This window comes from Streptomyces sp. NPDC000594 (genome assembly GCF_040299965.1).
Classification (GTDB): Bacteria; Actinomycetota; Actinomycetes; order Streptomycetales; family Streptomycetaceae; genus Streptomyces.
In genome coordinates this window covers 183,017-204,559 of record NZ_JBEPCY010000013.1, presented here as the reverse complement: position 1 = coordinate 204,559, position 21,543 = coordinate 183,017, and the positions used below count along the sequence as shown (strand labels likewise).

At 72.1% G+C, this 21,543-nt stretch carries 20 protein-coding genes; 17 read left to right on the top strand and 3 right to left on the bottom strand.

Going from position 1 to position 21,543, the window contains the following annotated elements; genetic code table 11:
• The first annotated feature begins 399 nt into the window (after positions 1–399).
• From ABT354_RS20390 to ABT354_RS20340, 11 genes are all read left to right on the top strand, one after another.
• Positions 400–1,044 (top strand): hypothetical protein, encoded by a 645-nt coding sequence (locus ABT354_RS20390; protein WP_351495689.1) that lies wholly within the window; start codon positions 400–402, stop codon positions 1,042–1,044.
• Positions 1,045–1,189: 145 nt separating this feature from the next.
• On the top strand, positions 1,190–2,800 hold the full coding sequence (locus tag ABT354_RS20385; protein ID WP_351495687.1) for a ParB/RepB/Spo0J family partition protein: 1,611 nt from the start codon (positions 1,190–1,192) through the stop codon (positions 2,798–2,800).
• Positions 2,801–2,939: 139 nt separating this feature from the next.
• Positions 2,940–3,485 carry a hypothetical protein gene (locus tag ABT354_RS20380; protein WP_351495685.1) on the top strand — a complete coding sequence of 182 codons (546 nt, stop codon included), beginning with the start codon at positions 2,940–2,942 and terminating at the stop codon, positions 3,483–3,485.
• Between the two features lie 155 nt (positions 3,486–3,640).
• Positions 3,641–4,087: a hypothetical protein gene (locus ABT354_RS20375; protein ID WP_351495683.1), complete on the top strand. Its 447-nt coding sequence runs from the start codon at positions 3,641–3,643 to the stop codon at positions 4,085–4,087.
• Positions 4,088–4,127: 40 nt separating this feature from the next.
• The gene (locus ABT354_RS20370; protein ID WP_351495681.1) at positions 4,128–4,949 is read left to right on the top strand and encodes a hypothetical protein; all 822 of its coding nucleotides are present in this window, start codon (positions 4,128–4,130) and stop codon (positions 4,947–4,949) included.
• Entirely contained in the window at positions 4,946–5,824 is an 879-nt protein-coding gene (locus ABT354_RS20365; protein ID WP_351495679.1) for a Mom family adenine methylcarbamoylation protein, read from the top strand. The genes ABT354_RS20370 and ABT354_RS20365 overlap by 4 nt, the downstream gene beginning before the upstream one ends.
• Before the next feature lie 23 nt (positions 5,825–5,847).
• Positions 5,848–6,741 (top strand): DUF6884 domain-containing protein, encoded by an 894-nt coding sequence (locus ABT354_RS20360; protein ID WP_351495677.1) that lies wholly within the window; start codon positions 5,848–5,850, stop codon positions 6,739–6,741.
• A gap of 155 nt (positions 6,742–6,896) precedes the next feature.
• Positions 6,897–8,105 (top strand): hypothetical protein, encoded by a 1,209-nt coding sequence (locus ABT354_RS20355; RefSeq protein WP_351495675.1) that lies wholly within the window; start codon positions 6,897–6,899, stop codon positions 8,103–8,105.
• A 38-nt stretch (positions 8,106–8,143) separates the two neighbouring features.
• Positions 8,144–8,716, top strand: a complete 573-nt coding sequence (locus ABT354_RS20350; RefSeq protein ID WP_351495673.1) for a hypothetical protein — start codon at positions 8,144–8,146, stop codon at positions 8,714–8,716.
• 161 nt (positions 8,717–8,877) lie between these two features.
• A complete protein-coding gene (locus ABT354_RS20345) occupies positions 8,878–9,726 on the top strand; it encodes a PD-(D/E)XK nuclease family protein (protein ID WP_351495671.1) in 849 nt (282 codons plus the stop codon).
• Positions 9,726–10,874 carry a recombination directionality factor gene (locus ABT354_RS20340; protein ID WP_351495669.1) on the top strand — a complete coding sequence of 383 codons (1,149 nt, stop codon included), beginning with the start codon at positions 9,726–9,728 and terminating at the stop codon, positions 10,872–10,874. Before ABT354_RS20345 ends, ABT354_RS20340 begins: the two co-directional genes overlap by 1 nt.
• A gap of 334 nt (positions 10,875–11,208) precedes the next feature.
• On the opposite strand, the gene ABT354_RS20335 is transcribed toward ABT354_RS20340, so the two are convergent.
• Entirely contained in the window at positions 11,209–12,162 is a 954-nt protein-coding gene (locus ABT354_RS20335; protein WP_351495667.1) for a site-specific integrase, read from the bottom strand.
• Positions 12,163–12,347: 185 nt separating this feature from the next.
• Between ABT354_RS20335 and ABT354_RS20330 the strand changes: the two genes are divergently transcribed.
• The 5 genes from ABT354_RS20330 to ABT354_RS20310 all read left to right on the top strand — a co-directional run bounded on the left by ABT354_RS20330 (position 12,348) and on the right by ABT354_RS20310 (position 17,093).
• Entirely contained in the window at positions 12,348–12,668 is a 321-nt protein-coding gene (locus ABT354_RS20330) for a hypothetical protein (protein ID WP_351495665.1), read from the top strand.
• 350 nt (positions 12,669–13,018) lie between these two features.
• Complete coding sequence (locus tag ABT354_RS20325) at positions 13,019–15,109, top strand: hypothetical protein (protein ID WP_351495663.1); 2,091 nt, start codon at positions 13,019–13,021, stop codon at positions 15,107–15,109.
• 85 nt (positions 15,110–15,194) lie between these two features.
• Entirely contained in the window at positions 15,195–15,452 is a 258-nt protein-coding gene (locus ABT354_RS20320; protein WP_351495661.1) for a DUF8825 domain-containing protein, read from the top strand.
• A gap of 19 nt (positions 15,453–15,471) precedes the next feature.
• Positions 15,472–16,428, top strand: coding sequence for a DNA polymerase Y family protein (locus ABT354_RS20315; RefSeq protein ID WP_351495659.1), 957 nt, complete (start codon positions 15,472–15,474; stop codon positions 16,426–16,428).
• Positions 16,429–16,433: 5 nt separating this feature from the next.
• Positions 16,434–17,093, top strand: coding sequence for a DUF6461 domain-containing protein (locus ABT354_RS20310; protein ID WP_351495657.1), 660 nt, complete (start codon positions 16,434–16,436; stop codon positions 17,091–17,093).
• Here the strand turns inward: ABT354_RS20310 and ABT354_RS20305 are convergent.
• A complete protein-coding gene (locus ABT354_RS20305; RefSeq protein WP_351495655.1) occupies positions 17,008–19,380 on the bottom strand; it encodes a hypothetical protein in 2,373 nt (790 codons plus the stop codon). The genes ABT354_RS20310 and ABT354_RS20305 overlap by 86 nt on opposite strands.
• A 265-nt stretch (positions 19,381–19,645) precedes the next feature.
• Between ABT354_RS20305 and ABT354_RS20300 the strand changes: the two genes are divergently transcribed.
• On the top strand, positions 19,646–20,026 hold the full coding sequence (locus ABT354_RS20300) for a DUF6907 domain-containing protein (RefSeq protein WP_351495653.1): 381 nt from the start codon (positions 19,646–19,648) through the stop codon (positions 20,024–20,026).
• 36 nt (positions 20,027–20,062) lie between these two features.
• On the opposite strand, the gene ABT354_RS20295 is transcribed toward ABT354_RS20300, so the two are convergent.
• Entirely contained in the window at positions 20,063–21,211 is a 1,149-nt protein-coding gene (locus ABT354_RS20295; RefSeq protein ID WP_351495651.1) for a hypothetical protein, read from the bottom strand.
• Between the last annotated feature and the right edge of the window lie 332 nt (positions 21,212–21,543).

Genomic DNA, 21,543 nt, shown 5'->3' with positions numbered 1-21,543 from the left:
TCGCCTTCCCTGCTTTTCGATTTTGGGGGTCGGGGGGCTGCGTGCAAGGTCGTTCGGTGCGTGTCCTCGCCGGCCCGCTCCTTCGTCGCTCTACCGGCTGCGGTACTCCCTGCCTCCCCTGCACTCCGTCCCCCGTCCCCCGACATCTACAAGCGCAGGGAAGGCGGGAAAGAAACGGTCCGCGGGCACAGGCCCGGGGGGGACACCCCGCCGCACCCGACCAACCCGTACCGGGGGTGAACCGCCCTGCTCCGGGGCGGGCTTGACGCAGCTGAGCAGGCAGGGTGCTCGCGGGCCCGGAAGGTTGACACACCCATCACAGATGGTAGAATAATATATGTCGAGAAGGGGAGGGCAAGCCCCGGACCGGCCACCACGAAGCCAACCGAGGAGAAGACCGTGACCACTCTGACCTCCCCGTCGGGGAAGACCTACCGCGCGGAGATCGCCACCGACTGGGATCACGGGGTCGTCGCGTACGGCGTCGACCGGGCCGGCTCCTTCACCCTTCTCCCCGACGAGCGGGACGCGGACCGCATCGACGTCGTCTACGGCCGCCCCGCCCGCGCGGGCTCCTTCCCGGAGGCCGATCACGGGTGGACCGCCCAGCCGGTCATCGGGTCGATCGCCATCTCGGGCCGCGCCCGCGTCCGCGTCAGCGAGATGGAGCGGTTCATCGCCCGCAGGCCCGACGGCCGATTCGGATGGCATGTCTGGATGGAGCGCCCCAACCGCCTCCGGCCGCTCAAGGCCGAGCGCGACGCGTTCGCCGCCGCCACCGTCACCGACACGGTCAACCTGAACGCGGCGCAGCTCGTGGCCGCCATAGCCCGCCACCACGCGGCCCGGCCGGATCGCTCGGCCGTGATCTGGGCTCGCGCCGCAGCCCAGGCCCCGGCGCGCATCCGCGACCTGGAGCTCCAGCGGGCCGCCGCCCGTCACCGTGCCGAGCGGGCCCTCGCGGAGATGGACGTCATCGACGGGCGGATCGCCGACTTCGGCGCGCTGCTCGCCCCCCGCGCCGCCCGGCTGGGCGGCGGGTGACGTAGACCGGCCCGGGGGGAGGATCCGCCCTCCCCCCCCCGGGTGCCGGTTGACACCCCGCCTCCCATGAGGCTAGAATAATACATGTCGGAACGGGGAGGGCAAGCCCCGGACCGGCCACCACGCAACCAACGAGGAGAAGACCGTGACCACCGAGACCTCCAGCATCCAGACCCTCGCCCCCTCCAGCGACCCGGCCATGGAACTGGTCTGGCTGAACCCCTCCGAGATCCACGCCGTCCGCAACATCCGGGCGGTGGACCTCGATTCCGACTTCGTCGCCTCGGTCCGCGAGCGCGGTGTCCTGGAGCCCGTCACGGTGATGGCCGAGGACGACGGCACGTACGCCCTGGTGTTCGGCTTCCACCGCCGGGCGGCGGCCATCGAGGCTGGCCGGGCCCTGATCCCCGCCATCGTGCGCACCGACATCAGCAGCAGCGCCGCGAAGATCATCGACCAGCTCACCGAGAACATCCACCGCTCGGACATGAAGCCCAGCGAGATCGCCGCCGCGTACGACCAGCTCGCCCTCGAAGGGCTGGACGTGGACGAGATCGCCCGCCAGGTCTCCCAGGACAAGGAGAAGGTCGCCGCCACCCTCCGCCTCCACAAGATGCCCAAGACGGCCCGGGACGCGGCCGACACCGGCCAGCTCGACCTGGAGCAGGCCGTGGCGATCGCGGAGTTCGAATCCGAGCCGAAGGTCTACGACCGGCTCCTCGGTGTGATCAGGAGTGGCGGGAACCTGCCGTACGCGCTGATGTCCGAGCGTCTCAAGCGGAAGAACCGGGCCCAGAAGGCGAAGGCCAAGGCCAGCCTCGTCCTCGTCGGGATCACCGTCATCCCGCAGCCGCAGTGGGACGGGGTCCCGAAGGAGGTGCACAGCATCAAGGACGACGCAGGCACCGGGTACACCGCCGAGACCCACGCCCGGTGTGCCGGGCACGCCGCCTGGGTCAGCCAGGAGGGAACCGTCACCTACGTCTGCCGGGACCCCAAGTACTACGGTCACACGGTCACCGGCCACTACCAGCACCTCAGCGACGAGGAGCGGGCCCAGCAGGAGCGGGAGAAGCGGGAGCGGGAGAAGCGGGCGGAGGCCCTGACGACGGCCGCCGCCGTCCGCCGCGACTTCATCAGCACCCTCGCCCGCTCCGGGAAGACCCCCAAGGGCCTCCACAAGGCCACCCTGGCCCACCTCTTCGCCTACGGCTTCACCCGCAGCCTCGGAGCGGGCGGCATGGACGAGGTCTTCGCCCTGCTGGGGGCGACCCGGGCGAAGGACGTGCCGCCCGCAGAGGCGATGCGTCGGCGGATCGACCGCACGCCCGACCACAAGCTCCCGCTCATCCACTTCGCACAGCTCGCCGTCCACGCCGAGGACAACATGGCCCGCACGGCCTCCCCGCACCGCACGTACGGGTTCGATGAGGACTTCGCCATCGCCTGGCTGGAACTCATCACCGGCTACGGGTACACCCTCAGCGAGCCCGAGGAGACCCTGATCGCCGCCCTCCGTGAGGCCCCCGGGGACGACGAGGAGGACGAGTACGAAGACGAGTACGAGGAGGACGAGCACGAAGGCGAGGCCCAGCCCGAGGGGACGATCTCCGAGGACGAGCCGGAGGACATCACCACGGACTCCGAGCCGGACGGCACCGTCGTCCGGGACGAAGGCCCCGAAGCCGGGGAGACGGAGGCAGCCCGGGAGCCGGGCGAGCCCGGGGCGGACGAGAGCGTGGCCCTGGCGGCCTGACGAGGAAGCAACCCGGGAGGGCGCGATGACGCCCTCCCGGGTTGCCCACCCCCTGAACAGCAGGTAGATTAGTAAATGTCGCACCGGGGAGGGCAAACCTCGGTCGGCCACCATGAACCCCTCCGAAGGAGCGGCCGTTATGGCTCGAACCCCCGTACCGCACGCCTCCGGGCACCGGACGACCACCGCCATCTACCTCGTCGGCAGCCACACCGGCCACGCCGTGCAGATGGCGCACTCCCTGCTCATCACCATGCCCTCCGCCCGCGTCCGCATCAAGCACCCCCAGGCCCTCTACGCCGCCCTCACCGGCTGGCTCGACGCCGAGAAGCTGGCCCACGACACGTTCGCTCCCGGTATCGCCGCCCACAGCGCGCCCCCGCCCACCGAGTCGGAGACCTCCGTCCAGGTCCAGTTCCACGGCCCCGTCCCCGGCCCCCAGGTGGACACCCGGCCCCCTGCCGTCAGCCTCAGCGGGGCGGGCGAAGTCCGGGTCCAGGTCGGCCCCCTCAGCATCACCACCGGCGACCGCCCGGCCTTCCAGGACCAGCTCCGCCTGTGGACCGGCGCCTACCGGCTCGGCACCACTCTGTGGGCCGAACTGCCCGCCATCGAGCAGCTGCCCGGCCTCACCACGGCCGGACCTCAGCCCGTCCGCCACCTCGCCCTCGCCCCCGCGGCGTAACCGCGACCCCGGTCCCCTTCAGGGCATCGCTCCCGGGCGGCACGGATCCCTCCGCCGCCCGGGCCCGGAGCCCGACGGGACCAGCCCGTCACCACCACGACCGAGCGAGGCAACCGTGAACCCCCAACCCCACCGTCCCGCAGGAGCCCCAGCCCATGGAACACCCCGTCCGCATCGTCGAAGGACGAGTCATCCTCCCCGCCGGCATCTGGGGAGTCCTCCCCGACCTTCACCGTGAGATCCGCGGGTACGACTTCTATCCGTCCTTCGAGGACCTCGCCCGCATCCCCCCTCTCGGCGCGACCTCCGACGTCCCCGACCCCGCCCGGACCCTCCACATCCACTACGCCACCCCCCGGGAGCAGTACGACTGGTTCGTCGCCGAGCTCGACCCCGCCAGCGGGCGGGCGTTCGGCTGGCAGCGAGCCGGGGGCCCGTACGGCGAATGGGGCCACTTCATCCTCGGCGACCTGGAGTCGGTGGTCTTCCCGGCGGGCCGGCGCGCACGCGACGGTGCGCAAGAGGGCCCGCAGCTGGTCGAACGCGACACCGGCTTCCGGCCGACCCCCGCCGCGCTCTGCCTCCCCGCCTCCACTCTCTAGCACTAAAACGCGCGTTTTTGCGCAGATGAGGAGCCATCCCATGAGCAACACCCTCAGACCGGCCCGCACCGGCGGGGCGCCCTCGCCCGCGCTCGGCCGTCCTGCTGCGGGGGCCCGGCACATCGTCCAGTTCTCGGGCGGCATAGGGTCCTGGGCGGCCGCCATGCGGGTCGCCGAGGAGCACGGCACCGACGGGCTGGTGCTCCTGATAGCCGACAGCAACGCGGAAGACGCGGATCTGTGGAGGTTCGTCGAGGAGACGGCGCACCACCTCGGTGTCGAGCCCGTACGGGTGGCCGACGGCCGTACCCCCTGGGAGGTCTTCCGGGACGTGCGCTTCCTCGGCAACAGCAGGCTCGCCCCCTGCTCGCTGCACCTCAAGCAGCGGCCGTGCCGGCGGTGGGTGGAGGCCAACGCCGACCCCGCGGAAGCCACCCTCTACGTGGGGTTCGACGCCACCGAGACCCGCCGCATCCCGGGAACGGTGCGCGGCTGGGCGCCCTGGCGGGTGCGGTTCCCGATGTGCCGCGAACCCTTCCTGACCAAGGCCGAGATGCTCCAGTGGGTCCGCGACATCGGCATCGAACCGCCCCGCCTCTACACCTGGGCCGAGCACAACAACTGCGCGGGGATGTGCGTGAGGGCGGGCCAGAAGCACTGGGCGAAACTCCTCGAACACGAGCCCGGCCGGTACGCCGAGGCCGAGCGCCAGGAGGAGGAGATGCGGGCGTACCTCGGCAAGGACGTCGCGATCCTGCGCGAACGCCGTCAGGGGGTCTCCCGTCCGCTGACCCTCGCCGAGCACCGCCGCCGGCTCCGGGCGGAGCCCCGTGCGGTCCCCTTGGTGGAGCGGGCGGCATGAGCGGGCCGGAGCAGCTCTCCCTGCTGCAGCCCGGGTACGACGGGTGGTGCCAGCGCTGGGAGCGCCGGATTCCGACCTGGAGGCGGACGCGGGACGGGGGCTTCGATCCGGCTCTGCACCGGCTGCGGCTCATCCCCGAGGCCCCGGCGAAACGATTCACCGTCGAGCACCACTACACGGCCAGCTGGCCGGTGGTCCGTTTCGCCTACGGTCTCCAGCGTGTCGACCAGAGCCCGCGGCCCGGCGATCCGGACGGCGGCCGCCTGGTCGGGGTGATAGCCCTCGGCGTGCCCATGAACCCCGCGGTCCTCAGCGGCGTCTTCCCCGACCTGGTCCCCGTGCGGCAGAGCCTCGAACTCAACCGCATGGTCCTGCTGGACTCCGTCGAGTCGAACGGGGAGTCCTGGGCCTGCTCCAGGGCGCTGGCCCACGCGGCCGGACAGGGTATCGAGGGCATCGTCGCACACGCCGACCCCGTCGCACGGGTGCGGCACACCGCCTCGGGCCCCCTTCTCGTCTCCCCGGGGCACATCGGACACGTCTACGGCCACGGACAGGGCTTCGACTACCTCGGACGCACGCGCCCGCGACGCCTCACGGTCCTGCCCGACGGCACGGTGCTCAACGACCGGACCGCCTCCAAGATACGGCGGGGCGAAGGCGGCCGAGCGGCGGCGGAGCGTCGCCTGGCCGCCCTCGGGGCCGAACCGCGCCGACCGGACGAGGCCGGCGCGGCCTGGCTGCCCCGGGCGCTCGACCAGATCGGCGCCACCACCCTCCACCACGGCGGCTGCCACCGCTACGCCCGCTCGATCGGGCCCGGCCGCAGCCGCGTCCGGCTCGCGCCCACCACCCTCCCCCGGCCCCGCGCATGACCACCACCGACCAAGGAACCCCCATGGCCCACCACAACCTCAGCCCCACCGGCAAGAAGATCATCCTCTCCAGCGCCGACGGCCGGGTCGACGGCCACGGAGCGGCCCTCGACCGGCTCGTGGCCGCGAAGCTCGTCGTGCGCAACCCCGACGGCACCCGGACACTCACCGCGGCCGGACGAGCCCTGCGCACCACGCTGGTGAACGGGGCCGCCCCCGGCCAGCCGGCCACGGCGGTGCCCCGGCTCACCGGGCCGCAGCGCAAAGCCCTCCTCTCCGGCGCGCTGGACCCGCGGGGCCGCCTGCCGAAGACGGTCAACCTGCGCGTGGCGGTGAGGCTGGCCGAACTCGGCCACGTCGGCCTCGACCCGCTGAACCGGCAGGAGGGCCAGGAGCCGACCCGGGAGGCTCTCGACGCCCACGGCGGCTACCTCACCCCGGCGGGTTGGAAGCGCGCCCGGGCCGAGGGCGCGGGCACCTACCGGATCGTCATCATCGGGTGCGGAAAGGGCAAGCTCGACCATCCCGCCCGGGCCGGGGTCATGTACACCGGCGACTTCCACTGGCTGTGCCGGCAGACCGCCGAGGAGCTGATCACCACCGGAGGGAGAATCTACGTCGCTTCGGGCCTTCACGGTTTGCTGGATCTCGACACCGAGATCCAGCCGTACGACGTCAAGCTGGGCGATCCCGGATCGGTCACCGCGGACGACATCCGCGCCCAGGTCCAGGCCCGGGCCGTCTCCGACGCCCGGGTGACGGTCCTGGCCGGGAAGCGCTACACCGCCCTGATGCGCGCCGCCTGGGCCGACCTCGAAGCAGCCTTGGAAGGGTCCCGGGGCATCGGCGAGATGAAGTCACGGCTCAGCCGGATCCGTTCGTCGGCGCAGGACGCCCGCTGGTCGTCCAGGCGCTGACATCGCCTCGCCGGGTGCCGGGCCGGTCCTGCGGCCCGGCACCCGGCGACGGACGGGCCGGTTGTCCAACCTCACGACGTGAGGTAGAATAATGAATGTCGAGTCAGGGAGGGCAAACCCGGGCCCGACCCGCCACGCCCACCCAGGAGAGCACCATGTCCACCCCCGCAGTCCCGATACCGCCGGACCGGCCGGTCGTCCTCAACCTCGGTATGGGAGTCGACAGTTCGGCAATCGCCACCCGCTGGCTCCTCGAACCGCACACCCGGGGATTCCACCTCGGCCAGCTCACCGTCCTCATCGCCAGCGTCGGCGAGGAGTACCGGGCGACCAAGGACGCCATGGAGGAAGCGCTCTTCCCGCTCCTGGCCGAGCACCGCGTCCGCACCGTCCAGGTCGCCCGCGCCGGCCAGACGAGCAGGGACGGCTACGTCACCCTGTCCGACACCCGCACCCCCACCCGGCTCGTCACCGACGTCCCCGTCACCCTCGGCGAGCGGATGCTCAGCGTCGGAACGGTGCCGCAGGTCAGCTCCACCAACCGTTCGTGCAGCGACTGGATCAAGCACCACGCCCTCGACTCCTGGCTCGCCGACAACGTCGCCGACGCCCCCTTCACCCACTGCATCGGCTACAACGCCGACGAGACCAGACGCGCCGAACGCGACCTCGACCACACCAAGGGGAACCGCATCCCCGACTTCCCCCTGCTGCGGTGGAACTGGACACGGCGCACGGCGGCGGACTACCTGCGCACCGCGCTGGGCCGCGAGATCTCGCGGAGCGCGTGCTTCTTCTGCCCCTTCCAGGGGTCCGTCGGCGGCCGGGCCGCCCTGCTCGCCCGGTGGCGCGCCGAGCCCGAAGCCGCACTCCGGGCGCTGCTCATCGAGCACAACGCCCTCGTGATGAACGGCAACGCCGCCCTCTTCGGCAGCCGGGCCGCCCGCGACGTCGTGGAGGAAGCGGGTCTCCACGACATCCTCGACCGCCACCACGACCAGGTCAGGCAATCACCCTGGAGCGTCTACGAAGTCCGCCGCGTCTTCCGCGCCCGGGACGGCGACCCCACCCGCAAGGGCCAGGCGTACCGCAGCGTCGCCCCCCTGGCCACGGGCCGCCGACGGGACATGATCGCCCACCTCGACCATCTCTCCGCGCGGTACGGGTGCACGCCCGCCACCGACCGGCACGGCATCACCCGGGCCCACCTGCTGAGCCGGCACCCCTCCCTCTATCCCACCGCCGAGCACTTCCTCGCCGCCGGCCCCGCGCTGACCCAGGCCAAGGCCCGCGACTGCTTCGACGACCTCTTCGCCGCCGTCACCGGCGGCGCTCCCGTCATCGCCGCCCTCCACGCGGCGTGACGGCCACCGAACATCCCCCGCCCACCCCGGAGAGCGCCATGCCCATCCCCGCCCACGACTCCCCCGCCTACTGGCTCCACCTCGCCGAGACCGCCGACCGGTACACGGCCGCCGCCCGCCGGAGACTGGTGACCCCGGAAGTCCTCGGCCCCCTGCTCGACCTCCACCGACACCATCCGCACGCGATGCTCGACCTCGCGGCGGTCCTGCTCGCCTCGACTCTGCGTGCGTGTCCCAGCCGGTTCCGCACCCCCGCCGGACTCCCCGACGTGGACCGCCTCTTCCCGTACCGCGCCGACGCCCTCGCCGTCCTCAAGGCCGCCTCGGGGGCCAACCGGCTCTTCGGCCGCCCCCCGGCGGCGGCCGCGGACATCGAGGAGGCCGAGCGCCAGGCCGTCGTCCTCCGCCGGGTGCGGGACTCCGTGACCGCGGCGTGGCGGGCCGGCGCCGGTGCCGTGCCGCCGCAGCAACCTCTTCCCGCCCTCCGGGCGGCACTCGCCGGGTACGAGGACGACCCCGGGGCCACCTCCGCGGTGCTGGCCATCGCGACCGCGGCCGCCGTGCACGTCGCCCGGCCCGCCCCCGGTGCGGGACCCGGGGGCGCGGGTTGACCGACCACCCCCAAAGAAAGTAGAATAATAATTGTCGGATCAGGGAGGGCAAACCCTGGTCCCGACCCCACGACCCCACCCCGCGAGGACGAACCAGTGAACCTCCCACCCCCGCCCGGCGGCGGCCTTCACGCCACGCCGACCCGCCAGGGCGCCGCTTCATGACCAGCCCCCAGCAGGCCAAGACCACCGACCGGGGCCGGTACTACGAAGACCCCCAGGGCGGCCCCGACCTGATCTCGGTGACCAACGTGCTCGACTACTCGGTCGCCAAGCCGATCCTCATCCCCTGGGCGTCCAAGGTGGTCGCCACCTACGTCATGCGCCACCTGCCCCGGGTGGTCGCCCACTCCCGCACCGACCCCGACGCCATCCTCAAAGAGCTCAAACGGCAGCCCGAGTACGCACGCGAAGCCGCCGCGGACCGGGGAACCCGCGTCCACGACCGTGCCGAAGCCCACCTGCTCCGCACCCCCGTACCCGACGAGGAGGACCCCGAAGTCCTCCCCTACTTCAACCAGTTCCTGCAATTCCTCGACATGTGGTCCATCGACCCCGACCGAGACCTCGAAGCCGCCGAGGCCACGGTGGCCAACAGACAGCTCGGCTACGCCGGAACCATGGATCTCCTCCTGCACCTGCCCACGGGACCCAGCCGCCGCCGACGGCGCCAGCTCTGGCTCATCGACATCAAGACCAGCGAGACGCAGGCGTCCACCAACGTCTGGCCCGAGTACGACATGCAGCTCGCGGCCTACCGGTACGCACCGGTCATCTGGACCCCCGACGGGAGCGACATCCCGATGCCCAAGGTCGCCGGAGCCGCGATCCTCAACCTCCGCCGCCGCCGGGTCAACCTCATCCCGATGCACGCCTCCCGCACCTCGTTCGCCGCCTTCCGCTCGGCCCTCACCGTGGCCAAGCACCTCCAGCGAACCGAACGGACCAAGTTCGCCCCGCTCACCCCACCCACCGACCCCGACCCCACGACCTTGCGAAAGGCAGCCTGATGACCGGACGACTCCTCAACCTCCAGCGACAGGCCGCCGAACTCGGACGGCTCCGCACCGGCTTGACCCAGCCCGGCAGCAACGGCCGCAACCGCCCCGTACGGTCCGCGAACTGGATCGTCTCCAGCCACGACCGCACCCGCGTCGAAGCCGCCGCCACGCTGTGGGGAGGCACCGTCGAGCGCTGGACGCCCCAGGGCAACGGCGAGGCACAGTGGCGGGTCATCACCGAGTCCAACAGCATCGAAGCCCTCCTCCCGCCCGGCGACCCCCTCAGCCAGTACAACGAGATGTGGACCGGCGGCGGATGCGCCCGCAGGTGTGACGGCATCACCGAGAAACTGAAGAAGAGGCCCTGCGTCTGCCTCGACGAGCACGGAGAGAACTGGTACCTCCTCGGACCCCAGCAGGTCTGCCGGGCCACCAGCAGGATCAAGGTGATCCTGCCCGACCTCCCCGGCATCGGCCTGTGGCGGGCGGACACGCACAGCTTCTACGCCGCGAACGAGTGGCCAGGGGTCATCGACATGGTCGCCGCCGGCACCGGCGGCCAGGGCGTCATCCCCGTCTCCATGCGCATCGAACAGCGCCAGCGCCTCGCCGAGGGCAAGACCAAGAAGTTTCCCGTCGTCGTCGTGGACATCCGGGCCACCGTTCGCCAGGCCCTCACCGGGACCATCCCCGGCTCCGTGCTCAGCCCCGTCCCACCGGCCGCACTCGCACTGGAGCGCGCGCCCCGGGACTACGCCGCAGAGGCCCGCAGCGCGAAGACCGCCGACGAGGCGGTCGGCATCTACCGACAGGCCGAGGCCGCCGGAGACATGACCGACCAGCTCAAGGCCCAGCTCATCGCCATCGGCCAGCGCAAGCGCGCCGCCGAGGCCGCCGCCGGGGTGCCGGTGCGCCCCGACGTGACGGACCCGTCCACCGAGTCCTCGGACGAGGCCCCGGTGGACGCCGAGATCGTCGATGACGACGACCCCGAGATGCTCTGGTTCCACATCGTCACCGAAGCGGGCGAACGCGGTTGGGACATCGACCAGTTGTCTGGCCAGTTCACCGCCCGCAACCCGGGGGTCACCCCCGATACCGCCGGAGCCGCCCAGCTCCGCACCTTCCTCACCGATCTCCGTGAGACCGCGGCCTGACCGGTGGTGTGCCGGAGCCCGCTCCGGCACACCACCCGGCCCGCTATAGTTGCCCCTGCGAAACTCCTTGTGGGTGACCTCGCTCGTTCTACGGGTTTGAGGAACCCTGCCTGGTGGTTCGTGGTGAGGGGCCAGACGATTTTGCCCAAGCCGACCCTTCGAGGCGGTACGGGTCCTCGGATCCGTGTCGTCTGGCCCCGCTTTCTCTACCCCGCCTCCCGGCCCCGCGCCGATGCAGTAGTCAGGGGTAGCAAAAACGGACGTTTTTGCATCACTCCCGGGAACCTTCCCGCCAACGCTGTCGGCACGACCTGACGATCCACCCCGCAGGGGGCTACGCCGCCAGGTTCAGCGACACCACGTCGATCTTCCGGACCGAACGGCGCAGCTGCTCGACCGTCCCCGGGAGCGGAGACCAGCCCGCCTCCCTCCCCGGCATCTGGTCGTTGAGGCGCGCGACCACCCGGCTGTAGGCCCGCTCCAGCCCCCGGATCTGCAAGGGCATCCCCGACGGCACGAAGAGCTGTCCGCGGGACACACCGGTGTGATTGTCACGCAAGGACACCCACAGCGCGTCCTTCGCACCCTCGACGGACCTGACCTTCTCCGCCCGGACCTCCAGCCACTGCCGGAGCGCAGTCCGCGTGAACTCGCTCGTCCGGATCGTCTCGACCACCGGCACACGGGGCTCGCCGACTCCTTGAGGCTGCCGGACGACCGAGACGGTGGCCAGGTCCTCCCCCAGCGAACTCAGGGTCATCTTGACCAGCTCCCCCGACCGCGCGCGCGTATCGAGGATCACCCCGTACATGGCCAGCATCCGGATCCGGGCGTCCTCCCGCATCGGCGACCCCGCCGGCTTCGACAGCTCACGCCTCATCACCGCCCGCTGGCGGTCCGCCACCGGGAGCTTGGCCGTCGGCTTGGGCGGCAGCTTCACCCGGAACTCCAGCCCCAGCTGCTGCGCCACCGCGTTCCACGCCGTGGCCCTGGTGCGCATGCTGCTCATGCTGGCGGGGACGTGGACGCCGGCCGACGCCCGATGGCGTGAGCGCGTCAGCCCCGCACGGGCGAGCTCCTCGTACACCAGCCACCCCAGAGGGGTCATCAGCTCGTGGAGGGACTCCCGGCCCCAGTCCGGGAACTCCCGGCGCTCAGCGGCGGCCTGGAGGTCCTTGACCACCCACCTGAGATTGTCACGCCGCTTCTTCTTCGCGGCCTGTTCGATGATCAGGTCCTCGACCGCCGCCGAGAACCGCTCGACGGACGGATGAAGGTCCGCTGACATCTGAACGACACACCTCCCCGGTGGCCGGGCCCACTCGCCCCTGCCCATCGGTCACGTGGCAGACTACGCGACCCCGGCCCCTGCCGCACCGGGTTTGGCCTTTCATGAAGATCGCGAGAGAATCCGCCGACACGCGCACCGTCAATTGATGCACATCACTAGTCCGAATGCATAGGATGATCGCCATGAGTACATCCGGGACCCCCATAGCGCGCCGTCGTCGTGGCCGTCCTGTGGAGTACCAGCTGGGATCGGGCGCGCCGTGGCGCACCACGATGGCCTTCGACCCCGCCAACGCGGACCTCATCGTCGGGCTCATCCAGAAGGTCCACCCGGACCTCTCCGCCGCGACGGTCATCAACACGGTCCTCGATCTCCTCCGAGCCACCTCCCCCGGCGAGCCGCTGACCCCGGCCCATCTGGAGGCCGAGCTCCGCAGGATCACCAAGAGCTGGCCCGCCCCCGAGACCGGTGGCGGGCAAGGGGAGCTGCCGATGACCGGGTAACCCAGAGCCGCGGGAAGGCGCCCGGACACACGAAAATGCCCCTGTCCTAGACCAACAGAGGCTTCCCGTGACTGGCGCTGTCTCCCCCCGCTACCTCCCCAAAACCGAGTTTCGGGATCTCATCTGCTTCCTACGGCGTTTCTGAGACCCGTTTCCAATAGCCACGCTGCAGTAAGACCACCTTCCGGGGACCAGCCGGAGGGTCGGCTCATTGCTGCCTCTCGACCCGAGAGGACGTTGTCATAGTAGCAACGACCCCTGGGGACGGCACCCCCTTGCCTGTCGTCGGCGTGTCCGATGAGCGGGTCAACGGCCCCGTCCCGCAAGACGAATGCCCTCACAGGGCCACCTTGATCCGCTTCGTGGAGGCTCTGTCCCCCCGCCGCGACCTGCGCGCTCTGCCCTGGGATAGAGAGACGGGCACCTGGGGGCAGCACTACAAGGACGAGATCCGTATCGGCGAGCTCGCCGATGTGCCCGGCCGGCCTGTCGTGGTTCACGGCACCTCCACCAGGGGCAAGAACCGGGACCCGTGGTGGAAGCTGTTCGGCAACGACTTCGACGCCAAGCGCCACCCTGCGGAGCTCGCCGCCAACCACGCCTACATGCTCGGGGCGTACCTCGACGCCATCGGCATCCCGTACGTCATCGCCGTGTCCGGGCCGTCCCTCGGACGGCACCTCTGGTTCACCATCCCCGCGACAGTCCCGGGAGAGCTGGTCCGGCGCTACGCCACAGCCGCCAAACGGGTCTTCCCCACCTTTGACCATGTTCCGCTCATGAACCTCTCCGGCTACGGCGCTCTGCGTCCGCCGGGGTCCCCGCACCGTGACGGCGGCCACTCCACCCTGGAGAACGCCACGATCGACGAGGCGATTAGCCGCCTCACGGCCGGCGGCACCCCCGCCCAGTTCGAGACCCTCACCTGCTGGCTCGAAGAGGAAGTCGCCTTCCTCCCGGCAGAGGAAGCGGAAGAAGAGAAGCGGGATAGAAGGCCCTCTGCGGATGATCATGGGTCACCCCGGAAAACCGCTCCGAGCGCCCGGGGGGCCGGGGCTCACCTCCCGCCCAGCGTCACGCGGCACGGTGACCACCGAGTCCGTGCCGTCGAGCAGGACGGCGACGGGCACCTCAAGCTTCCCGGCGAGCCCAGGGCGTTCGGGGAGCGAGCGCACGCGGCGCTCACCACGCCCCTGGCTCCCGAGCAGCAGCACTCGGACCGCGCCTTCGCGGCGATCCGGGGCATCGTGCGCAGTCACCTCTCGAACGGCCAGGGCTGGGAACTGGCGCTCTCCGGGATCTACCCGGGGCTGGCTTACATCACCACCGCGCGCGTAGCCGGCGCCACCAACCGAACCAAGCGCTCCACCGTGGAGTCGCGGCGCATTTTCGACCGGCAGTGGATGCTCGCGGTCGAAGTCGAAGCCCGCCGGCCTCTCGGTCACGCGGAAGCAGGCGACCCCGCCCCCGAGGTCACCCAGGCCGTCGGCGCCTGGTGGGAGCACATCAACTCCTTCGGCCCCGCCTACTGGAGCGCCCGCGGCCGTCCCTCCATGCTCGCCAACGCATGGTTCACGGGCCTTCAGATGCTTGCGGCCGCCACCCTCACGGTCTCCCTGGGCTGCCGACGAGCCGCTGATGCGACCGGTTTCTCCCACGAGACCTGCAACGCCGCCATGAACCGGCTCATCGACGCGGGACTCCTCCTGGAGCTCGAACGCGATGCCCGGCACGCGAACCGGCGCTTCACCCTCCCCCCCGAGCTCGTCGCTGATCTCATGGCCAAAGCCCTTGACGAACCCTCAAACAGTGGTCTGACACAAGGTCTGAACGGGGGGCGGGGGGGGAGGGGGGTGTGGGGGGGACCCGACGAAGGAGTGGGTGGTAGCCGAACGACTCTCCGTGATCACGGAGAGTGGGCTGTCGAGCTCATCGCCAGCGACTTCTTTGCCCACGGCGGGGAGGTCGGTCACTTCGGTGCCCACACCTGGATGATCATGGAAACCGCACAGGGCCTTCTATCCCTGGGTGGCCTGATCCAGAAGACTGGATTCGGCAAGCGTACCGTCCTCCGGCACCTCGCGGCCTTCACCCGGGCCGGACTCGTGGAGGGAAATCCGACGACCGGGTGGACAGCGACGGGGAAGTCGATCGAGGAGGCCAGCCGGCAGTGCCGGACGGCGGGGACCCGTGAGGCCCGGGCCGTGCGGCACATGATTGACCGGATCATGTGGGGCTGGTGGACCGACGAGGTGGAGTGGCGGAGGTTGCCGCTCAAGGCCAAACGCCTGACCCCCCGGGTGCCCGCCGAGCAGCAGGCCGTTGCCGTCCCGGACGGAGCGAGGAGAACGAGCGGTCGGCAGTATCCGCGCAGGGCCTGCGGAGCAGCCGACCACTCAGCAGCCGAACGCCTACTGAGGGCGGAGCTGCTCACCCCGTGACGATGCGCGCAGGACCCTGCCAGGGCCCGGAGAGCAGTCCTCCATCAATTCGTACGAAAGTTCGATTACGTGTTTGACTGTGCCCATGGACACTCTGATCCCCCGTGACCTCGTCCTGCTTCAGCGCGCGTGGTACGACACCTACGCTCGGCTCGTGTCCGGGGCGCCGGACGGCCGGACCGTGCTGCGCCGCCGGCTGCTGAAGCTGTCGGCGCGGATTCAGTGGCACCCCTACTGGCGAACGGTGCCCGCGGGCACGGTGAGCGTCCGCCGCTCACGCGTGCGCGCTCTTGCCCGGGCCGGCGGGGCGTCCCAGGCCGGGGTGGCGAGCGGCAGTGGCTGAGCGGCGGCACGTCCTGCGTGTGCATTTTCACGGAGCCGACGATGCCGGAGTGGAGCGGTACGAGGAACTGCTCGGGGTGCTGGGCGGGATCACCCCGCGGGTTCAGGCCCTGCCGCCCACCGACGCCGACTGCGACGTCACCGGCGCGCGACAGTTCTTCGGGCGGGACGCGGTCGGGCTGGGTCACCTGGTTCAGATGCGCGCCGCTGCTCTGTTCGGGGCGCTGGTGACCGTGGGCTCCGCGCCCAACCGCAGCCTCTCGGCGATGGCGTGCGCGGCGGCTCCGCCCGGCGGCATCGTCCACCTCGACCCCGTAGACGTGCAGGGTTTACTGCGCCCCCGGCCCGTCGCCGCGCTGCCCGGAGTGGGTCCCGTCGCCGTACGGGAGCTTTCCCGGTACGGGCTCCACACGATCGGAGCTCTCGCGGACACCCCGCTGGGCACCCTCCAGCGCATCCTCGGCCGCGCGCAGGGCCGGCTGGTCCACGAGCGGTCCCAGGGACTCGACCTCCGCCCGGTCACCGCGGCGGCCCCGGCCCGGTCCGTCGCGGAGGAGTACAGCTTCCCCCGCGACGAACTCGATCCCGCCCGCCACCAGCAGGCCGTGAGAACGGTGGTGGAACAGGCCGCCTGGAGGCTGCGCACCGAGCAGCAGGTCACCGGTCGTTTGGAGCTGACGGTCCGGTACGCCGACGGCAGCACCACCACCCGTGCCAGGACCCTGGCGGAGCCAACGGCGCACGCCCCCTTGCTGGCCCGCACCACGTACGGGATCTACGACTCCCTCGGCCTCCAGCGCGCCCGGGTGCGCGGCGTCCATCTGCGTGCCGGGCAGCTGATCCCGGCCGAGCAGGCGGCCGCGCAGTTGTCGTTCGACCGCGCCGCCGAGGGCGCGCGTGTGCTGGAGGAGGTCGCGGACCGGGCGCGCGCCCGCTGGGGTCCCGGGATCATCCGGCCCGCCCGGCTGGCACGATGAAGCCCATGACCTCCGCTACTGCCGACTACGGCTGGATCTCCCCCTCCGCACCCTTCGGCTACGCGCTGGGCGCCGGGTACTCCCTGGTGCTGGTCCGCGGGACCGACCCCGAGGATGTGCTGCGGCACGCGGGCGCCGAACCGGACGGCGTCCTCAATGGGTTCGGCGCGCTGGCCGCGGAGCACGCCGATCTCCTGGACGAGTACGACGGCTGGCCGGACTCCACCCTCGCCGGGGTCATCACCGTACCGGGCGAGGGCGGGGAGTGGACCCTCCTTCTGGAGCTGGGTGGGGACGCCCTGGGGCTGAGCCCTCGGTTCATGGAGGCGGTCTCCGCCGGCACGCGCGCCGTGTCCGTCACCGGCAACGCCGGCAAACCCATGACGTTCCTCCACTGGTACGAGGACAGGGCCCTGCGCACCGGCTTCGAGCACCCCGCTCACCGGGAGGGTGCCACCCCGGACGCCCTGACTGCCCTGATCACCGCCGTCGGCCTCAACCCCGTCGGGGACGAGCCGGCGGGCACCGACCGCACGGCCGCGTTCTTCGCCCTGGCTGAGCGCCTCACCGGCGTCCGGATCACCGGGGAGTTGCTGGACCAGGCGGTGTACCGGACCGGGTTGGTTCCGGAGGGGACCCATGACGAGGACGGTCCCGGACTCTGACCGCCGGAACGGGGCGGCGTGCTCGGGGCCGGTGGTCAGCGGCTGGGTCGCGGGGCGGGCGTCCGTACCGGGGTGTTGAGTACCTCCTGGACGCGGTCCGCGAGGTCCTGCTGGATCGTGCGGAAGCCCGGGTCCTTCCAGACGGCCGGTTCGAACCATCCCGCGCGTGGTGCGCGGGACCGTACGGTGGCGAACCCGGCGGGCCCCAAGTGTGGAGCGCGGCTGCGACCTCGCGGGCGTCGGCCCCCTGGGCTGTGGGGCGGTGGAGGTTGGCCACCAGCATCCAGGGGCCCTCCGGCGCCCGGTGGACGGTGTCCAGGAGCCCGTCCGCGACCTCCTGGGGGGTCGCGGCTCGCCAGTTCTGTTCGACGAGGTCGTTGAAGCGCTCCAGGGATTCCGCCTCGGTGCGCTCGCCGCGGATCCAGCGGTCGGTGTGCTGGCCGTACGCGGTCTCCCAGGCCGGGCCGGCGGCCTCGCGGACCGCCCGGACGAATGCCAGCCGGAGCCGGTCCCGTTCGGCGGCGGTCGCCTCGAACGGCGCGAGTCTGTCGTGCGCCCGGGCCTTGTTGTGGTCCGGCCACGTCGCGCGGACCTCCTGCCACAGGCCGCCGTGGCGCCGGGTTCCTTCGGCGTCGGCCGCGGCGAGGAAGACGTCCCGCCACCCGTCCGGGGTGTCGGTCACCGGTTGTGGCCCGGAGAAGGGGGCGGCGGCGTGTACCGGGTCCCACCACCGGTCGGCGGCGGGGTCCCCGGGCGCGGGCGGCAGCGTGCGCCCGGTGTCCCGGTCGTCCAGGCGGGCTTCGGCGTAGGGGATGTAGCGGGCGTCGAGGACGGCGAGGAGGGCCTGGGTGGGGGTGCGGGGGTGGTGGGCCGTGTCGAGGCGGAGGTGGGCGTCGAAGCGTTCGTCGAGCCAGCGGGTGAGCCGCGCGGTGCGCCACTCGGCCTGCCGTTCGGGGCCCAGTCCGGACCAGCGGGGATCCGCTCCGGCGTCCATGGTGGTGGTGAACCGGTCGAGTTCAGCGACCAGTCCGGCGAAGTCGACGGAGCCGTCGGTCCCCAGCCGCTGGAGGTTGCGGCGCCGGCTGCGGGCGGGCCAGGCGCCCCGGACCCGCTGCCACAGGGCGGGGTGGTGGCGGGGGCCGTCGGGGTCGAGGAGGGTGAGGAACTCGGCCCGCCACCGCTCCAGCGGCGCGGTGCCCTCGGGGGGAAGGACGTCCTCCGCGTCACCGGGGCCGCCCCAGGTGAGCTCCTCCCACAGATCACCGTCCGCCCCGGCCGGACCGTCCGAATCGTCCGTCCGGAAGAGCGCGTAGCTCAGGAAGGCGTAGTCGAGGAGGGCGAGAAGAGCGCCGGCTTCACCGGCGGGGCCGGGGGCGGGCCGGTACCTGCGGAAGCGGTCGTCGAGCCAGGCGAAGGCGCGGATGTGCGCGGGGCGCCGGTCGGTGACCTCCTCGCGCCGCCAGAGGGCCGGGCGGTCGCGCTGGACGAGGACGGTCAGATCCGGAGCCGTCTCCCCCGCGCCGGGCCGGCTGTTCCCGTGGGGCGTGTCGGTGATCACGATGTCGGCGCGCGAGCCCGCCTCCACCAGGCGGGGCCCGGTGTCCTGGCCGTGCTCTCCCCGGGGGGCGACCAGCAGCCGTCCGTCCCCCGGCGGGACCGGCGCGGGGTGCCACACCTCCCCCGCCGCTCCCGCTTCTGCCGCCGGGTGCAGGTGGGGCTCGGTCAGCAGCGCCACCTTCTGTCCGGCGCGGACCAGGCCGTACGCGAGCAGCACGCTCACCCACGAGCAGCCCGAACCACCTTTCTCGCTGACGACCCGGATCACCCGGGGCGCGGGGTTCCCGGGTGCGGCCGGGCCGTGCGGGCGGGGTGCCAGGGCCCGGCTGTCGAGGGCGTCCGGGTGCGGCGTGGCCCGGTCGAGTCCGGGTTCCAGGCGCCGGGCCAGGGCCGGGCGGCGCAGGGCCCGGCTCCACCCCGGGGCGTCCTCGCCCACTTCGGCGAGCAGCGCGTCCCACGCCGCCGTCTCCCCGGGGCCGGGGGTGGCGGTGAGGGGGTGAAGGCCCGCGGCGATGAGGAGGCCGGCGGCGTCGTGCGGGGGCAGGGGCCCCCGGGGCCGGGCCAGGGTGTGAAGCAGGCCAGCTTCGAGGCGCTGCTGCCCGGGATCGGCGGCGTCCGGTACGACACCATCACGGAGCCCGTGGGTGCGGATCGAGTTCAGGGCCTGGGCGTGGTTCTCGCCGGTCGCGTCACGGCGGGCCGTGACGCTGCGGTCGGACCTGGAGGACATCGGGTTGCTCTTCCCGGCGTGGCGCCCGGACCGGCACGCCGAGGATGTCGACAGCGTGAACTCCGCTGTGAGGTCTCCCCCTTCACGCCCCTTGGTGTGCACGCGGGTCCGGGCCGTCGTGCGGGCGGGCGGCAGCAGAATCTGCCTGCGGGGAGGATAGCGCCCCCGCGCCCCGCACGGGACGCGCCACACCCGCCCGGGAGGCCGCGCGGTGCCCGGACCGCTACTCGGAAGATCCAAAAGGTGCAGATGGCATCATCTTCACATGAACGCTGATCAGTGGAAGAAATCTGTCACCGGAGTGGGGAACTGTCCGGCGTGGTGCGTCTCGGCGCACCACGAGAACCCCGACGACGAGGCGATCTTCCACGTGTCCGAGCCGGTCACCGTCCCGATGCCCCCGCAGGTCAGCGGCGAGCTGCTGTCCCTGACCGTCGTCACCGTGGCCGACGAGGACTTCCACACCCCGGACCGCGGGCGCAGCGCCGACCGGGTCGAGATCTCGCTCAACGACGGGCAGGGCCAGCCGACCCACGACTACATCCCCGTGCGCGCGCCGGGAGAGCTGGACGAGCTGATCAGCGGTCTGCGGCGGGCCGCCGACGCGCTGGAGCCGTGGCGGGGCCGTCTGCCCGCCGCCGCGTAGAACTGCCCGCCGGCCCGTCCGGGGCCCGGTGCCGGTTCATCCCGTTGCGGTGGAGCCTTCGGGCACCGGTGCTCCGCCGGGTGTGAGGGCCTTGACGGTGCTGAGCCACTCCGCCATGTACGCCTGCGCGCCCCCTGGGTGGCCGGGGCGGTGCAGAATGCCGTGCTCGTGCCGGGTGAGGACCTCCATCAGGTACTCGGCCAGGGCGGCCATGCCGGGGTGGAGGCAGGAGGGCAGGAGACGGGCGAAGCCCTGCGGGCTGGTCGCCATGCCGAGCATCAGCTGGAGGAGCGTCCCGAGGCCGAGGCCGTCGACCGTCTCCCGGAGGTCCGCCAGGGCGGGTGTGTCCGGCATGAGCAGCCCGTGGAAGAAGTACAGGCCGCCGGCTCCGGCGAGGATGTGGGCGGTGTGGCGGGCGCGGGCGGTCTCCTCCTCGGTCGCCGCGGCGATGCGGTCCCGGTCGGGCAGAGCCAGCGGGGCGAGGAGGTCTGCGAGGGTTCCGTCATGCTCCGCCTGTTCCAGGAACCGGGTGAACTGGGCGGCGTCAATTCCCACGGGCGGCATCAGGGTGCTCAGGGCGTCGGCCAGGAGGTGGGGGTCGGCCCGGTCCGCTCCGCCGGCCGCCGCGAAGAGGTGGACAAGACGCCGTCCGCTGCCGTCGCCGCGCAGCGGCAGGTCGCCCCCGGCTTCCAGCGCCTGGCGGACGGTGCCGGGGTGGAGCCGGGCCGCGGGGTGCCGTGCGAGGTAGCGGTCGGCGTCCCCGTAGAGGGCGTCGGTCTGTTCCTCGTCGCCGTGCGCCGCGCGGGCCTGGTCGAGCAGCCGGTGCTCCATGCTCTTGCCCGCGGCCCAGACGAGGGCCTCGCGCACAGCGGGCCAGGGCGGCTCCGGAACCCCCGCACGGCCGGGCAGTACGGGGCGTCCGGCCTCCGCGTACCAGCCGATGACCGCGTACCGCAGGTCCCTGCCCTGGCGGGTGTGCCGGGCGAGCGCGGCGGCGATCTCCACCACCGCATCGTCCAGCACCGAGACCGAGCCCCGGCCGCGTCCGAGGCCCCGCCGCCGGTGCCTCGGCAGCACCCCCGCCCGGCGCCAGCGCTCCAACTGCGCGAGGGACACCACAAGGTCCCGCTCCCGCAGCCGCCCGATCAGCTGCCCGTCCGCCCGGCTCGGCCCCGTCCGCACCACCGCTCCGCCTCCTTCGTCCGCCCCGAAACCGCTCGGCACCCGGCCCATCTGCCGCGCCCCGCCGATCCGCGACTCCGGCTCCCTGACCTGGATGCCTCGACTTGAGCGGAACGCCGACCGTACGGCGTTCCGCTCACGTCGAGGCAGAACCACGGCGGCCCGCGCCATCGCCGTGGTCCTGACCTGCGCAGTCCCGACTTCCCCGGGACAGGACAGGCGCGCTTAGTCCACAGGCCTGTCCGCAACGAACCTAGAACCCCGCGAAGTGCCCGCACAACAGAAAAACGGCCTCTGGCTGACTGGGGTTCACCAGCGGTACGGCTCCGGCCGCA

Bases quoted from the DNA above. Each gene is read 5' to 3' on its own strand.
- ABT354_RS20355 (WP_351495675.1), top strand. From the start codon at position 6,897: ATGTCCACCCCCGCAGTCCCGATACCGCCGGACCGGCCGGTCGTCCTC.
- ABT354_RS20310 (WP_351495657.1), top strand. From the start codon at position 16,434: ATGACCTCCGCTACTGCCGACTACGGCTGGATCTCCCCCTCCGCACCC.
- ABT354_RS20375 (WP_351495683.1), top strand. From the start codon at position 3,641: ATGGAACACCCCGTCCGCATCGTCGAAGGACGAGTCATCCTCCCCGCC.
- ABT354_RS20320 (WP_351495661.1), top strand. From the start codon at position 15,195: ATGGACACTCTGATCCCCCGTGACCTCGTCCTGCTTCAGCGCGCGTGG.
- ABT354_RS20350 (WP_351495673.1), top strand. From the start codon at position 8,144: ATGCCCATCCCCGCCCACGACTCCCCCGCCTACTGGCTCCACCTCGCC.
- ABT354_RS20360 (WP_351495677.1), top strand. From the start codon at position 5,848: ATGGCCCACCACAACCTCAGCCCCACCGGCAAGAAGATCATCCTCTCC.
- ABT354_RS20365 (WP_351495679.1), top strand. From the start codon at position 4,946: ATGAGCGGGCCGGAGCAGCTCTCCCTGCTGCAGCCCGGGTACGACGGG.
- ABT354_RS20340 (WP_351495669.1), top strand. From the start codon at position 9,726: ATGACCGGACGACTCCTCAACCTCCAGCGACAGGCCGCCGAACTCGGA.
- ABT354_RS20335 (WP_351495667.1), bottom strand. From the start codon at position 12,162: ATGTCAGCGGACCTTCATCCGTCCGTCGAGCGGTTCTCGGCGGCGGTC.
- ABT354_RS20305 (WP_351495655.1), bottom strand. From the start codon at position 19,380: ATGTCCTCCAGGTCCGACCGCAGCGTCACGGCCCGCCGTGACGCGACC.
- ABT354_RS20300 (WP_351495653.1), top strand. From the start codon at position 19,646: ATGAACGCTGATCAGTGGAAGAAATCTGTCACCGGAGTGGGGAACTGT.
- ABT354_RS20380 (WP_351495685.1), top strand. From the start codon at position 2,940: ATGGCTCGAACCCCCGTACCGCACGCCTCCGGGCACCGGACGACCACC.
- ABT354_RS20370 (WP_351495681.1), top strand. From the start codon at position 4,128: ATGAGCAACACCCTCAGACCGGCCCGCACCGGCGGGGCGCCCTCGCCC.
- ABT354_RS20345 (WP_351495671.1), top strand. From the start codon at position 8,878: ATGACCAGCCCCCAGCAGGCCAAGACCACCGACCGGGGCCGGTACTAC.
- ABT354_RS20330 (WP_351495665.1), top strand. From the start codon at position 12,348: ATGAGTACATCCGGGACCCCCATAGCGCGCCGTCGTCGTGGCCGTCCT.